10 protein-coding genes are annotated in these 15,758 nt (G+C 57.7%); all 10 read right to left on the bottom strand.

Going from position 1 to position 15,758, the window contains the following annotated elements; translation table 11 throughout:
* Positions 1–13: 13 nt before the first annotated feature.
* Complete coding sequence (gene recD / locus ACMGG1_RS03940) at positions 14–1,864, bottom strand: exodeoxyribonuclease V subunit alpha (RefSeq protein ID WP_413510703.1); 1,851 nt, start codon at positions 1,862–1,864, stop codon at positions 14–16.
* The gene (recB, locus tag ACMGG1_RS03935; RefSeq protein ID WP_409325459.1) at positions 1,861–5,412 is read right to left on the bottom strand and encodes an exodeoxyribonuclease V subunit beta; all 3,552 of its coding nucleotides are present in this window, start codon (positions 5,410–5,412) and stop codon (positions 1,861–1,863) included. The genes recD and recB overlap by 4 nt, the downstream gene beginning before the upstream one ends.
* Positions 5,409–8,297: a pitrilysin gene (ptrA, locus tag ACMGG1_RS03930; protein ID WP_414161444.1), complete on the bottom strand. Its 2,889-nt coding sequence runs from the start codon at positions 8,295–8,297 to the stop codon at positions 5,409–5,411. Before ptrA ends, recB begins: the two co-directional genes overlap by 4 nt.
* A 189-nt stretch (positions 8,298–8,486) precedes the next feature.
* Positions 8,487–11,858: an exodeoxyribonuclease V subunit gamma gene (gene recC / locus ACMGG1_RS03925; protein ID WP_414161163.1), complete on the bottom strand. Its 3,372-nt coding sequence runs from the start codon at positions 11,856–11,858 to the stop codon at positions 8,487–8,489.
* A 33-nt stretch (positions 11,859–11,891) separates the two neighbouring features.
* A complete protein-coding gene (locus ACMGG1_RS03920) occupies positions 11,892–12,266 on the bottom strand; it encodes a prepilin-type N-terminal cleavage/methylation domain-containing protein (RefSeq protein ID WP_187961848.1) in 375 nt (124 codons plus the stop codon).
* Entirely contained in the window at positions 12,256–12,702 is a 447-nt protein-coding gene (locus ACMGG1_RS03915; protein ID WP_128865135.1) for a YgdB family protein, read from the bottom strand. The genes ACMGG1_RS03920 and ACMGG1_RS03915 overlap by 11 nt, the downstream gene beginning before the upstream one ends.
* A complete protein-coding gene (locus tag ACMGG1_RS03910) occupies positions 12,699–13,277 on the bottom strand; it encodes a prepilin peptidase-dependent protein (protein ID WP_201896050.1) in 579 nt (192 codons plus the stop codon). Before ACMGG1_RS03910 ends, ACMGG1_RS03915 begins: the two co-directional genes overlap by 4 nt.
* Complete coding sequence (locus ACMGG1_RS03905) at positions 13,265–13,771, bottom strand: prepilin peptidase-dependent protein (RefSeq protein WP_201896049.1); 507 nt, start codon at positions 13,769–13,771, stop codon at positions 13,265–13,267. Before ACMGG1_RS03905 ends, ACMGG1_RS03910 begins: the two co-directional genes overlap by 13 nt.
* A 189-nt stretch (positions 13,772–13,960) precedes the next feature.
* Positions 13,961–14,755: a thymidylate synthase gene (gene thyA, locus ACMGG1_RS03900; RefSeq protein ID WP_020828397.1), complete on the bottom strand. Its 795-nt coding sequence runs from the start codon at positions 14,753–14,755 to the stop codon at positions 13,961–13,963.
* Between the two features lie 7 nt (positions 14,756–14,762).
* Positions 14,763–15,635 (bottom strand): prolipoprotein diacylglyceryl transferase, encoded by an 873-nt coding sequence (lgt, locus tag ACMGG1_RS03895; protein ID WP_020828398.1) that lies wholly within the window; start codon positions 15,633–15,635, stop codon positions 14,763–14,765.
* Positions 15,636–15,758: the final 123 nt, after the last annotated feature.

The following is a 15,758-nucleotide window of genomic DNA, read 5'->3' as shown; positions in this document are numbered from 1 at the left end:
CCCAAGCTCTCTCTTAACCCGTTATCTGTAACCGCTCTGCCAACCCACTGCGGCGTTGGGTCGGGGTGCGGATCGCCCGTAGTAAAACGGCTTCGGTGGCATACAGCGAAAGCTGCTTCCTCGCCCGGGTAATCGCGGTATACACCAGTTCCCGGGTCAGCACCGGCAAGAAATGATTGGGCAGTACCAGTACCGTATGATCGAACTCCGAGCCCTGCGATTTATGCACCGTCATCGCATAGGCAGTTTCATGCGCCGGTAAACGACTCGGCTGCACCGACTTAATGCTACCGTCCGGCAGTTGGAAATGAACGCGCAGCTCGCCGCTCTCATCTCGCAAAGCAATACCGATATCACCGTTGAACAACCCCAGCGCGCTGTCATTACGCCCAATCATCACCGGACGCCCCGGATACCAGCGCCCCGCAGTTCCTGGCTTACGCTGGATCAAACCGGCGCGTTGCAGTCCCGTTTCAATCCGCTCATTCAACCCGGCAATACCGAATGGCCCCTCTCGTAGCGCGCATAGCACCTGGAATTGGCCAAACGCAGCCAGTATCGTCACCGCGTCAGCACCTGTCGCCACCTGCTGCAGATAATCACGATAGCCCGCCACGCACGCATCCAAAAGTGCCTGATAGTCTTGCGTTTCCGCCAACGGGTGCCCCGTAACGTCACTGAAATTGCCGCCCAGCGCCCATGCTGCCTTCTTGCCATCCCCGGCATTTACCGCAAAGGCCAGTTGACCAATGCCCGAGTTGGCATCAAAGCGATAGCTCTTGCGCAGCAGGCACAGGCTGTCGCGCACGGCTGCCTGTGCCTCGGCACTTTGCCCCTGCAGCAGACAACCCGTCAGCCGCGAGAGCTGTTCCGCCCGTGCCACGCTATAACCTTGCTCGGCAAAGCGGCAGATATCGCCCAGCACCGCGCCAGCCTCAACCGAAGCCAGCTGATCGCGATCGCCCAGGAAAATCACCCGCGCCTGAGCAGGCAAAGCGGCAATCAGGCGCGCCATCATCGGCAGGTCAACCATCGAGGCTTCATCGACCACCAGTACATCCAGATGCAGCGGGTTGCCACGGTGATATCGCATACGCTGGCTGTTGGGCTGAGCGCCTAGCAGACGGTGAAGAGTGGAGGCTTCGGTTGGGAACAGCGCACGTTGCTCCGGCGTTAGCGCCAGTTGCCTGCCGGCGCTGCCTAAGGATTCGGTCAAGCGCGCCGCCGCTTTACCGGTGGGTGCCGCCAACTGAATGCGCAAACGTCGGCCTTCGGCAAGCTGCACCAACGCGGCCAACAGCTTGGCCACGGTGGTCGTTTTACCGGTGCCCGGTCCGCCGGAAATGACGGCGATGCGCCGCGTGGCGGCCACCGCGGCGGCAATTTTCTGCCAGTCCGGTTCGTCGGTCGCTTCGCCAAATAATTGATCGAGAATGGTGCGTAGCTCGGCTTCTTCAACCGCCTGATGGAGGCTGTCACCGCTGATAAAATCGGCAACCTCACCTTCGTTCTGCCACATGCGCTGCAGATACAAACGCTGCTGTTGCAACACCATCGGCATCGCCGTGCTGCCATCGCCAACCGCCGCACTGGCGGACAGGCGCTGCTGCCAGTCGGTCAGATCGGGCTGCCCGGCCGCCAACCACACAGCCTGCGCCAGCTCTGGCTGACGTCCGTCAAAAAGATTCTCCGGCAACAACTGTTCCAGCATCAGGCAAACATGGCCGGCACCCGCCTCGGCGCTGAGGCAAGCGGCAGCCAATAAAATATCCGGCTGGTCCGCTGTGGCCACCACGCGGGCAAACTGTAAATCCAGCGGGCGCAGCACGCCGAGTGCCTGCGCCTGTTCCAGTAAAGCTATCATGGCTCATCCTCTGCCGTAATGGCCTCGCCGCTGAACAACCTGTCCATACCCTCGACTAACGCTTGCTCTGGCCGACAGGCGAAGATGCCGTTGCCTGGATGCTGCGCATCCACCCCGCGCAGGAACAAATAAATCACCCCGCCGAAGTGCCGTTGATAGTCGTAGTCCACCAGCCGATGGCGCAGATAACGGTGCAGCGCCAGGGTATATAACTGATACTGCAGATCGTAACGGTGTTCTGCCATCGCCTGCTCCATCGCCGGCCGGGTATAGGCACTGCTGTCCTCGCCCAACCAGTTGGATTTGTAATCCAGCAGGTAGTACTTCCCCTGCCAGCAGAACACCAGGTCAATAAACCCTTTCAACATTCCCTGCACCTGTTGGAAATCCAGTGCCGGGCAGCGAGCAGAAAGCGGATCGTAGTTTTTCACCAGGGCATCCAGCTCACGGGCCTGCAACAGCCTGTCGATAGGCAGATAAAACTGCAGTTCCGCCTGCTTTTGCTGCGGCGCCAATGCCGACAGCACGACACCGGTATCATTGAGCGGAGTGTTGAGCAACACCTGCATCCACGCCAGCAGTATCGGTTGCCAATGTTCGGCAAAGCCTTGTTGTTGCAGTTGCTCCAGCAGCCACTGTTCATCGAGCGGTTGGGTAAAATCGAGCGTTTCAAACAGGCTGTGCAAGAAAGTCCCTGGCGTAGCACCGCGTGGAAAAGTGTGCGGTGTGAGCGCTGGCTCACTGTCCTGAGCTTGCTCGCCTGCGGCATCAACATCCAGCCGCGGCAATAAATCCTGCATCAGGCCTGCGCCGTGCTGTTGCAAGCCGGTATAGCTGGTCACTCGCCAAAAATCCTGCACCTGACGTGAAAAACCTTTGGCGGCCAATTCGCTCAATTCCGGCGTTTGCGGTAACCAGGGCTGTTCATCCAGCGTGTCGACCAGCGACAGCGCAACGCCCTCCCTGACAAGCTGTTGCAGGCATTGCTGCAGATAGGCTGCATCGCCGGCCTGGCCGGCTTGCACCAGATAGCCCAGCGCGCTGCGGTGTAAATCGGTATCCCCCTGCTTCTTGCGGGTGCCTTGGATCAGCGGCGCAATACCGATGCTGCAGTGATACACCGAACGGGTCAACGCCACGTACAACAGGCGTAAATCCTCCGCCAGTCGCTCCTCCTCCGCCCATTCGATACTTTCTTCATCGGCGTTGAGGTCGAGCAAAGCCTGGAAGCTCTGGCGATCGTGATACAGCACCTGCTGCTGTTGGCGGAAATTACCGACGAACGGCAGCCACACCAGATCAAACTCCAGCCCTTTGGATTTATGAATGGTGATCACCTGCACCAGATGGCGATCGCTTTCCAGACGTAGCTGTTGGTTGTCAGACTGACGATTGGGTTGGGCAATCTGCTGCGCCAGCCAACGTACCAGCGCATGCTCGCTGTCGAGCTGGGCTGAGGCTTCCTGCAACAGTTCCCCCAAATGCATCACGTCGGTCAATCGACGCTCGCCCCCCTGCGTAGCCAACAGGTTTTCTGCCAGATGGCGCTGCTTCATCACCTCACGCAACATCGGCAATACTCCCCGACGCAGCCAGAGGGAGCGATAGCCGTCAAACTCGTCGACCAGCCTATCCCAGGCGCGCTCATCCTGATTCAAACTGTCCAGCACCAATGCGTCCAATCCCATCAGCCCGGTCGCCATAGCGCTGCGCAAGGTACGCTCCTGCTCCGGTGCCAGCACGGCCTGCAGCAACCACAGCAAATCCTTGGCCTCTGGCGTATCAAACACGCTGTCGCGGTTGGACAAATAAACCGAAGGAATGGCCAGCGCACTGAGTGCATCGCGAACTAACGCCGCCTCGTTACGGCTACGCACCAGCACGGTAATGTCTGAAGCCTGCACCGCCCGGCGTTTATCGCCATCCACCAGCCAAGCCTGCTGCTGTTGCCCGGCGCTGAGCCAGTCACGGATTTGTGTGGCACACAGGCGCGCCATCAATTGTTGGTACTCACTAACGCCAACACCTTCTCCCTGCTGCAGCCAGAATTGCATTGCCGGTTGCGGTTGGTTTTGCAGTTCAAAAGCCAAGCCCCGGTTTTTTGCGGCGGCGGCCACGTCAATAAAGGGAATTTGGCTGAACAGGAAGGGTTTTTCCACCTGAGCAAACAGATGGTTAACGCTGCCGACCATTGCCGGTGACGAGCGCCAGTTGGTCTCAAGCGTATAGTGGGCGCTTACCTCTGAGCGGGCTCGCATATAGGTAAAGATGTCGGCACCGCGGAAGGCATAAATCGCCTGTTTCGGGTCGCCTATCAGCAGCAGGCCGCATTCGGGGCGGCCAACGTAAAGCTTTTGGAAGATACGGTATTGCTGCGGATCGGTATCCTGGAATTCATCGATCATCGCCACCGGATAACGCTGACGGATCGCCTGCGCTAACCGATCGCCGCCTTCACTGTGCAGTGCGCTATCCAAACGGCTGAGCAAATCGTCAAAGCCCAACTCAGCTCGTTGACGCTTTTCTTGCTGAATAGAAAGGCGAATCTCGCTCAATGCCCGCGCCATGATCAAATCTCGCAGCGTCAGCGGTTCATCAAAAAGTTCGTCGATAGCCACAAACAGCGGATGACGTGGCGGCTCGCCTTTTTTGGTTTTATCCAACAGCACCGACTGACGGAATTTCTCCAGCTCTTTCGGCAGCTGATAGTCCTGCGTTTCCAGCACCGTCCATTCGCCCACCTTATGCAGCCAGTTGGGCAGATGTTTGGTGCTGTAGCTGCGCTTGTCTACGCCGGACTGGCTAATTAAGGCTTCCAGATCGCCCGCGGCAGACACCCACTGCGCTTTAATGGCGTCAATACGCGCCACGATTTGCTCATGGCGCATCAGCACCGTTTCGTCATCTTTCGGCGGTCGTCGTAACAGCGGCGCTTCGCCATGCAAATAACCGGAGAGATCGGCCAGCAGGGCTTCCGGGCCGCTCCATTCCTGACTTACCGCCCGGGCCACGCCCAGCGGCAACGGGTAACAATGGCGACGCCAAAAATCCGCACAGGCCTGGCGACGCAGCGGCAACTCATCCTGCACCAGAGTCTGCTCAAACAGAATGCCGGACTCGAAGGCGTTATGGGTCAGCATACGCTGACAGAAACCGTGGATGGTGTATATCGCCGCTTCGTCCATCTGCCGCTCGGCCGCCAACAGCTGCGCAGCGGCGTCGGGCAGATCTTTAATCTCCGCCATCAACGAGGTAAATAACGGATCCTTGCTACGGCCACGGACACAGGCAATACGCAACCCATGGATATTGCTGCGAATACGTCCACGCAACTCCTCGGTGGCGGCCTCGGTAAAGGTCACCACCAGGATCTCCTCTACCGTCAGCGGCCGGGGAAAAGCCGCCGCCTGGCCCAGGCCAAGCAGCAGGCGCAGATACAGCGCCCCGATGGTAAAGGTCTTGCCGGTCCCCGCCGAGGCTTCTATCAGCCGTTCGCCAAACAGCGGCAACGTTAGCGGATCAAGCCGCTGCGGGGTAGTCTCTGTCATGGTGTAGCGACCTTACGCGGCATAGTTTGCTGCAGTGCGGACGCATTAGGATAAGTCACCCACTCCGGCTGCACGGCATAATCCGCCTTCTCCTGGCCGCTGCCGCTCACCTGCGACAATACCGCCAGACCCTGCGGCTGGATCACCGCCTGATGGAAATAGTCCGCCAATTTGACCGGCGTCAGTTGCTTGATCTGTTCAATCAGCTTATGGCGGGTATCAAACGCAAAATTGCCGCGATCGAAGTCATTGGCAAAACGGCCAGCCTCTTCACTCAGGGTTTGCGGGCGCTGTTTCAACTCGTTGATCATCGCCTGCTTATACTGTTCAAAGTCGGCCGGTTTCATCTCACGCAAGCGTTTTTCGGTTTTCGGGTAGAAATCCTGATAGCGCTGGTACAGATATGCCGGCTGCTTGCTGTTGCTTTGCAACAGGAAACCAATCCCCCACTGCCGCCCCACGGACATCGGGAAAGCAAATACCGCATAGCCCAATTGCTCCTGGGTACGCAACTGGCTGTAGAACCACGGCTGAATAATCTGGCCCAACAGCGAGCTGTAGGCCATGCCGGTCACTTCGTCATAGCCGGTCGGCACATAGACCGCTGCCAGCGCCGAGTCGGTGCTGCTGCCGGCACGCTGCAGGTTGGCCAGCTGCTTTTTAGCCACTTCAACGTCTTCGCCGTGCCACCATTCAATACCGGTACACCCCAGACGGTGTTTCAACGTGGAGGCCAGCGTATCCACCTGTTGCTTGCTCATATTGCCCACCACCAGCAACTCCGGTGTCGCATCGGCCAGCAGACTGTCGCGGTAGGCCAGCACGTCTTTCAGCGTCAGGGTTTTCAACACCTCACGGCGCTCGCTGCGTTCGGAGTACGGCACGCGGGAAACCATCTGCACCGGCTGAATCGCCAGTTCGAAGGCTTTGCCCTTTTCGGCAGAATCCAGTTGCTCCAAATACCAGGATTTGGCCTGCGCCAGTTGGTCTTCCGTCGGCGTGAAGCTGGAGTACCCCTCAATCAACGACGTCAGCAACTGCGGCAGACGCTGAGTGAAGCCGTTAGCGTTGAATTGCAGACCGTTGTTCGGTGAAGTAGAGAAACTCAAGCCGCCAACCGAGGCCTGATAGCTCAGCTGATCCAGCGAAATTCCCGCCAGATAGTCGGTCAACGAGAACAGCACCTGGTTGCGCGCCGAGTCCATGGTTTTTGCATTGCGGAACGCCACTGTAACGTCGGCTTTAGGCTCGTCGGCGAAGTAGCGGCTCGGCATATACAATACGCGCAGGCCCGGTTGGTCGACCACCATCTCCGGTTTTTTGAACTCGTGCGAAGGCTTGGTCAGACTGAAATCATCAGGAATATACGGGTTCAAGGCCGGTAACGACAGGTTGATCCCCTTGCCCAGTTGCTGCCACTGCTCGAAGCGCTGCGGCGTAATCTTATCGACCTGATAAGGCGCATTAACGAAGTAAGCCGTTTTGTTGTGTGGTTCATTCGGGCTGACAAACCAGATGCGTGCGTTTTGCGGCGTCATGGCGTCCAGACGCTCGGCAATCGCTTTGGCGTCGTAGCGGTCGGCCAGGTAAGGCGCATCCAGCGTATGTTCGACCGGCACGCGCAGCATGGTATCCACCAGCCATTCGATATAGTCCATATCACGGGTGATCGAGGGATAACGGAAATCCAGGTTCAGTACATGGGAGATCTCATCAAAATAGCTTTGCTTGATGCCTTCGCTGCGTAACATCTTCAGGTAATTGAAAATTGCGGCAACCACCTCGTCACGTTTGGCCAGGCCTTTATCGGTCAGCGAAACGCTGATAGAAAACACCCCGCCGTTGCGATCGACCATAGGATCGGCCCCGGCATTGATTGCATCCGCCAACCCTTGCTTCTGCAGCCAGTCCGACAGCGTGTTTTGGCTGCGGTTGCCAATCAGGTAAGCGATATAGGTATCAGTTTTACTGCGGAACTGAGCGCTGTTGTTGTCGATGCGGAACTCGACCTTCAACTGCTTGCGCGGCTGAGCCGGCACATAGTGAATAATGATCCCCTGTTGCTCAGGCGTGACGGCCGGGACGGTTATCGGCGGTACGCTGGCATCATGGTTAGATACGCGGCCAAAGGTTTTGGCCGCCAGTTCAGCCAATGCCGGCAAGGGTTGGTTGCTGTACAACACCCCCATCATCAGATTGGCGGAATAATAGCGTTGATAGAATGCGGTCAGTTCGTCGTGCAGCTTGCTGCCGGGCTTGTCTTTCAGGGTATCGAGGTTACCGCCGGAAAAGCGCGCACTCGGGTGAGCCGGGTTTAGCGTTTCCGCCCCGACCTGCGCCATGCGCATACCGTCACGCGAACGTGCCATCGTCAGTTCGGCATTCACTGCATTACGTTCGCGATCGGCATTGCCTGGATCCAATATCGGCTCGGCAATGGCATCCGCCATGCGGTCTACCGCCGGGGCCAGCGCATCGTTTTCCACTTCCAGATAGAATGCGGTGCGGTAAGAGGCGGTGCTGGCGTTATGGCTGCCACCGTGTTTCTTCAGAAACTCGGACAGGTTTTCCGGCTGCGGATAGCGCTTGGATCCCATCAGCACCATGTGCTCCAGGTAGTGCGCCAGCCCAAGCTGGCTGTTCGGATCCTCCAGCGAGCCCACCGGCAGCGCCAGCGCCGCCAGCGATTTTGGTGCCTGAGCATCGGACACCAGCAGCACGGTCATGCCGTTCGTCAGTTTAATCGCCTGATACTGACGCGGATCGTGATCGCTTTTGTTGATCTTCTCCGCCAGCGGTTGCCATCCCTGTGCGGCCCAGCTCAACGGTGCCCAAAACATAACCAATAATACTAACCCGGTGATGCGGGCCAACTGTCTGCGCATATCCAAAATAAACCCCTATTCTGACGCCGTCGCGCCAAATCCCTGACGTTGACGGCGTACATCAAAACAACACAACACAATAATATCTATATGCTTGTACGTTATGTAAGACCGGAGCTGACCCCGATAGTTGAATATAACCCTAATTATTTTTACCACCTCCCGGCAATCAGTACCACCGGGGGATTGTTACCCAAGGTTATGTCGCGCAACCGGCAGCAGGTAACGTTCTGTTTCGGCCAGAATTTGCGCTAAACAAGGATTATCCAACTGCCGGAATACCCGCTGCACATAAGGGTCTTCGCCTTCTCCCGGAATGCGCTGATCGCCCTGCCAGGTCTGCAGCAGCTTGGCTCGAGCCTTGATTTGCACCTCTTCATCCCAGTCAATCTGCTGCGTTTCCTGCTGGTAACATTGGCTTAGCCAAGCCCAGCCGCTTTTGTTCAGCAACAGCAACGGCTGACACAGACCGCGCTGATAACCGGCCACCAATTCGGCCAGTTGCTCATGGGCATCCTCTGCGCTCAGGGCGGCAAAACGCCAGGCTGCCCCTTTGCGACCGTAAATACGGCTTTCCCCTGTGCCACCGGCGCAGCAGTACACCAGATGCTCCAGCCACAGCAATATCCCATCGACGGCCGACAGGGTGGATGGCCGCCAACGTAACAGCCCGTCTTCCTGAACCTGATGCAACCAGCCGCTAATGCGCACGCCGGCAATGTCGATATCCAGTTCAAGACTGTGCCCTTCGCTACGCTCTGCCCGCACCTGCTCAGCCAATTCAGCTATCTCTTCCTGCTGCTTCTGCCAATAAATTTCACCGAATGGGCCAAAGGGTAATCCGCCGGCGGCACGAACTCGCTGAAACAGGCGCGTGGCGTCCTCACCGTCAATCAGGGTATTCAACAGTTGGCTGTTGAACTGATAACGGCTGAGATTATCCAGGGTAAAGGGCTCTTCATCCGGCAGTTCGGTTTCTTCCAGAATGAAGCTGACCCCCAGACGGAGTTGGAAGAAGGCGCGGATAGGGTGGCGATAGAATCGCAGTAAATCATCCAGCAAAATCTGGGTCTGCGCTTCCGGCAGCAGAGGCTGATTGAACGGTGGATGAGCAGCCCCTTTTCCGTCGGCGGCCGGCAGCCATTCCGCGGCGTAGCTCTGATCTTCGGTACCGGGCAGGAAATTCTCGGCGGCAAACGGCATACGCGAGTGCCAGTTAAGCAAGTGCTCACCCACGCGTTTTGCACTGCCATCGGCGTCCAACGCCTCATCCCCCGGCAGGCAGTAGCTCTGTTCAAGGTATTCCAGCAGCTCGGTCACCAACACCGAAGGGTAACGTTCGCTGTTATCCTGAATGGAACGGCCAATAAAGCTGATATACAGCCGTTGCTGCGCCGACAGTATCGCCTCCAGGAACAGATAGCGGTCATCATCACGGCGGCTACGATCGCCACGCTTGACCTGCTGTGCCATCAGATCAAAGCCTAACGGCGGCAGCGTCCGTGGGTAAACGCCGTCGTTCATGCCCAGCAGGCAAACCACGTTGAACGGGATGGAACGCATCGGCATCAGGGTGCAGAAATTGATTTGCCCGGCCAGGAAACGCTGACTGATCCGCTCCTGATCGAGGCGTGACGCCAGTTCATCACGCAGGATGGACAGTGGCACCTCATCGGGATAACGGGCCGCCAACCCGAACTCGAACAGCTTGTTCCACTGCTGCTCAATCAGCGCCAGCACCACTTCGGTTTCACCGTCCTGCTCAAAGAAGGTCTCCAGCAGTTGGCGGCACAGCGGCTGCCATTCCTGCAGCGTACGCAGTTGCCCCAGCCGTTGCCGCCAGCGGCTCAACGCCGCCAGCAGCTCAGCTAGCTGCCCAGCCAGCTCGGCGACCAATCCGCTCGATTCGTCGTAGGGCAAGACCCCCTGCCAGTCACCGGCATTGCTGTCCATGGCGTAACCCAACAGCATACGCGTAATGCCAAATTGCCAGGTGTGCTGTCCGGTGGCGGGCAAATCCAGTTCGCGCACGTTGTCGTCATCCAGGCCCCAGCGTACGCCGGATTCCCCCACCCAATGGCGCAACAGACGCAGGCCCTCTTCCCGGATGGAGAATCGCGCCGCCAGTGCGGGAACCTCCAGTAGTGCTAGCACCTGCTCTGAGGTAAAGCGGCTCTGCGGCAGATCCAACAGCGAGATAAAAGCCTGCAGCGCCGGGTGGGCCTGGCTGGCTTTGCGGTCAGAAATGGCAAACGGCAGGTAGCGTTCTGGGGAGGCATTGCCGAATACCGCCTGGATATAAGGCGTGTAATTGTCGATGTCCGCCACCATCACAATAATGTCGCGCGGCGTCAGCTCAGGGTCATCCGCCAACATGCTCAATAACTGATCGTGCAGCACCTCAACTTCACGCTGCGGGCTGTGGCAAGCGTGCAGGCTGATGGAGCGATCGGCAGGATCCAGTCGTCGTTTGGTGGCGCTGCTTTCCAGCGTTTCCGGCGTGGTGCCGATAACCGCACTGTTCTTCAGCTCCAGCATATCGTACTGAATGCCATGCAGCAGATTGTCCGCAGGGATATCGACAAATGCGAAAACTTCCTGCGCAGATTCGATCTGCGAAAGCAAAAAGTGGTGATCGCGTCCCAACTTGCCCCATGAGGCCAACAGCGGGTTCGGCAGGTCTTGCTCACCGGCTTCATTAAACAGTGCGGCGGCATTTTCAGGATCTTTGAATAACGCATATTCGGTTTGATCCTGATAATGGCGTCGTTTGCGGCTCTGCAATTTCGCCAGAAATGATTGACTCTGAATATCTCCCCAGTAGTAGCGGCAAGGGTTAGTGAACATCAGGTGAACGTCAATGTGCCTGCCCAGCGCCTGGAGGGCCTCCAGATAGACCGGCGGCAATGCCGAAATGCCGCAGATAAAGACCCGTGGCGGCAATCCCGCTGGGGGCTGCTGTGCCTTTTCCAGCTCGTTGATAAAACGGCGATACAGGTTGGCGCGATGCCATTCCGGCTGCCCCAATTCCGCGGTGTACTCTACCAGGCGCGCCCACAGCGGGGCCTGCCATTGCTGCGCTTCCGCCAGTCCGTCAACGCGTTCGCCCTTCTGCCAGCTTTCCAGCCATTGCGGGCGATACACCAGGTATTGGTCAAACAGGTCTGCCACCCGACCGGCCAACTGGTGAATTTTACGTTTGTCGCCGTCGTCGGTGAGGTAATGCTGCAGTGGAGCAAATTCAGGCTGGGTGAGTAAATCGGGCAGCAGCCACATCAGCTTCCAGGTCATGGCGTCTTTGCTGAAGGCGCTCTCTTTCGGGATACCCGGTAACACCCGGGTAAACATGTCCCAGATGAAGGTAGCCGGCAGGGGGAAAGCAATGTTGGCGGCGATGCCGAACTGCTCCGCCAGTTGCATCTGCAGCCACTGCGCCATACCGGGGCTCTGCACCAGCACCACTTCCTGTTGGAAAGGATCGGCCAAGGGCTCTCTGGCTATCAAAATGCTGGTCAGCGTTTTTAACACGTCCAACTGATTGGAGTGATAAACCTTAAACATTGGGCGCTCCCTTAAAACAGAATATGTGCCAGCTCACTGGCGCATGCAGTACCAACGACTGAGTTCCGCCCACTGCTGTTGGGGCGTTTGTATTCTTACCACTAACCGCTGACAGGCAGGCTGTGGGCTGCTCAAGCTGCTCTCACGCCGCCAGCCGGGTGCCAGTGGCGGCAGCCCGGCATCTAGGCGACCGGTAGCGGCGAACACTTCCAGATGCTGGTGCGCCAACGACCACGCCTGTCGATACTGCCATTGACGCTGGAACGACTGCAACAGCACCTGATGATACTGTAACAACCCCAGTAGCGACACCGCGAACAGCAACGCGGCAATCAAGACCTCCGGCAAGCTGAAGCCCCGCTGGCGCCATAAGGTTGCGTCAGATGCATCAGTTGGGTTAATCCTCACAGTCCGCCTGCTTTTTTTCAGGGCAAAAATCCAGCCACCCGCCGGTTTCTGCTCTGAGCGCAATCTCTCCGGTTGCGCCCTCAGGCTTGCTCCGTTGATATAACCGCAAAGGCTCTGCGCCATTCATCGGTGCTTCACCACGCACCAGGACAATACCCGCCTGGGAGGATAATTTTGCGCAGGCGCGTAGCGCGTCGGCTTGCCGGCACCACCAGCCACTGACGCTCAATTGCCCGCGAGGCCAAGTCTGGGCCACACCCCAACTGAGCGCTGAAGCGGCCTGATTGTAAGCCCGTAAATAGCGCTTCTCGTCGGTCGCCAGCAGTAAAGCGCTGTCCAGTTGGCGATGCTGGGCATTCAACAGCATCAGCCCCATAACCAACAGCATCATCACGGCCGCCAGGGTACTGCCGCCTCGTTCGGCACTAATGTTCATGGCATTGAAGCCATATTGACCGCCCAGACCAGGCTGCGCCGTATATTGCTATCCGCTTTCGCACGGCCACTTAGCACCAGCGTAGCCCAGGTTTTTCCGTTTTCACCCAGGTTGGTCTTTACGCTAAAGGCTTCGATACGCACTTCGTCGTTATCGATCAGGCGTTCCCAGCCACCGCCCCGACAATGATTAACACCCCGCTGCCCTTCCAACATCCCCTGGCGCAGGCGATAACCGAAATAGTCGGCATCGGCGCCGAAAGCCTCCCAACGGCCGTTAAGACTGATGTCATAGGCGATAATCACGCAACTGCCCGCCGCTTCTCCGGGAAGGTGGCTAAGCAGTATTGGTTGCCCACGGCACTGACTGGCGCAAAACCCCGCACGGCGTAGATCTTTCTCAATGCCGAAGGCCAATTGCCGCAGTACCGACTCCAGCCGGTAGTGCCTGCCGACATCGACGCTGTGTTGACGTAAAACCGGATAGGTTTTGGCGGCAGCAAGCGCAATCAGGCTGCCGAACGTCAGCGCCAACATCACCTCCGGCAGCGTAAAACCCCGCTCTAAGGCTGACATAGCGCAACCCCCCTGATGCTCACCCCTTCGCTGCACAGTCGCAGTCGCCCCTTGGCAGAAAGCACCAACCTCAGGCTGCCTGCACCGTTGCTAAGCACAATATGCCCCGCCTGCGCATTATTGCGCAGGCCATAAAACCCCATCTCTTTTTGGGTATGCCCTGTCAGCCGCACATCAGGGTAATGCGGCTTGAAGATGTCATCGTCGAGTGCAGCGCAATTCGCAGGCGTTTGACCTTCACCGATACACCAGGTCGTTCCGGGTTTAATCCCCAGCAGCGCCATGCGGTTGTGCCAGTTGGCATCAGCCTGCAACCGGTTGAGAAAAGCCAGCAGTTGTTGTGCAGTGTGTTCCAACCGCAAAGCCTGCTGATAATGACGCCAGTGGCTGACACCCCAGCCCGTCAGCAGACCCGCCAGGGTAATCACCACCAGCAGTTCTATCAGCGTCATACCGCGCTGGCCATCGGGGTTAAACTTCATCTCGTCGTTCATGGCGGCCAGTGTAATCAGGCGCGCAACAGGGTAAAGGGGGGCTTTTCAGCCTTGAAGCGCACCGCGCAGGCTTTCTATGCAACTGGTGAACAAGCACAACAAAATGCGATGCAGTGCGCAGTAAGGGAACGGCAGGAAAAGATAAGGGCGCAACCTGTGCGCCCTTGGGGGTAACTTATGCGGAGAAAATCAGATAGCAACCGGTGCTTTGATTGGGGGATGCGGATCGTACCCTTCGATTTCAAAATCTTCGAAACGGTAATCGAACAGCGATGCCGGTTTGCGTTTGATCAAAAGCGTTGGCAAGGCACGCGGTTCACGGGTCAGCTGCAGCTGGGTTTGTTCCATATGGTTGCTGTACAGGTGGGTATCGCCGCCGGTCCAGACGAAATCACCCACTTCCAGATCGCATTGCTGCGCCATCATATGCACTAACAGCGCGTAGCTGGCAATGTTGAACGGCAGGCCGAGGAACACATCGCACGAGCGCTGGTACAGCTGACAGGATAATTTGCCGTCCGCCACGTAGAACTGGAAGAACGCATGGCATGGCGCCAGCGCCATCTGATCCAATTCACCCACGTTCCAGGCCGAGACTATGATGCGGCGTGAATCCGGATCCTGTTTCAGCTGGTTCAGCACCGTGGTCAACTGGTCGATCTGACGGCCGTCAGCGGCTCCCCAGGCACGCCACTGTTTACCGTACACCGGGCCAAGGTCGCCGTTCTCGTCCGCCCACTCGTCCCAGATGCTGACCTTGTTTTCCTTCAGGTAAGCCACGTTGGTGTCGCCGTTCAGGAACCACAACAGTTCATGGATGATCGAACGCAGGTGACATTTTTTGGTGGTCACCAACGGGAAGCCTTCCTGCAAATTGAAACGCATCTGGTGGCCGAAAATCGACAGCGTGCCAGTGCCGGTACGGTCGGCTTTAGGGGTGCCCTCGGCGAGCACTTTGTTCATCAAATCCAGATACTGTTTCATTTGTTCCTCACGACAGTTGTTGCTGCGGGCGACGACGATACGCCCAAATCATCATAATAATACCGGCCACCACCATAGGAACGGACAGGATCTGCCCCATGCTGATTACGCCGTCGAACAGGCCGAGCTGGGCATCCGGCTGACGGAAAGCTTCGACGATAATGCGGAATACGCCATAACCAATCAGGAACAGGCCGGAAACGGCGCCCATCGGCCGCGGTTTGCGAATAAACAGGTTCAGAATGATAAACAGCACCACGCCTTCCAGCAGCAGTTCATACAGCTGGGACGGGTGGCGCGGCAGCACGCCGTATTGATTCAGGATCGGCAGCAGTTGCGGATCGGCGGCGGCAAGCGCTACGTCTTCCGCGCGTGAACTTGGGAACAGCATCGCCCATGGGGTATCGGTGGTAACACGGCCCCAGAGTTCGCCATTGATAAAGTTGCCCAAGCGACCGGCACCCAGGCCGAAGGGGATCAGCGGGGCAATAAAATCAGAAACCTGGAAGAAGGTGCGTTTGGTACGACGAGCGAACCAGAACATCACCAGAATAACCCCCATCAGGCCGCCGTGGAACGACATACCGCCATCCCAGACTTTGAACAGATAGAGCGGGTTATCCAGGAACAGCGGCAGGTTGTAGAACAACACATAGCCAACGCGGCCACCGACGAACACGCCGAGGAAACCGGCATACAGCAGGTTCTCTACTTCATCCTTGGTCCAGCCGCTGCCCGGTTTGTTGGCACGGCGCACCGCCAGCCACATGGCAAAAACGAAGCCAACCAGGTACATCAGACCGTACCAATGCAGAGAGACCGGGCCGATAGAGAAAATCACCGGATCAAATTTAGGAAACGCCAGATAGCTATTGGTCATCTATCACCACAACATGTCTATTATTCTTCCCCATCCGGGGGCGGCAGGTGCCAAACGCGGTGAAACGCAGCAGGAGCACTTTTTCCGTTGCTTTCAACACAGTGAGGAGGCGGATAATAGCAT

Origin of the sequence: Serratia sp. BNK-12 (genome assembly GCF_047456085.1) — a bacterium.
Classification (GTDB): Bacteria; Pseudomonadota; Gammaproteobacteria; order Enterobacterales; family Enterobacteriaceae; genus Serratia; species Serratia liquefaciens.
The sequence above is the reverse complement of the archived record's forward strand: the minus strand, read 5'-3'. Positions and strand labels throughout refer to the sequence as shown.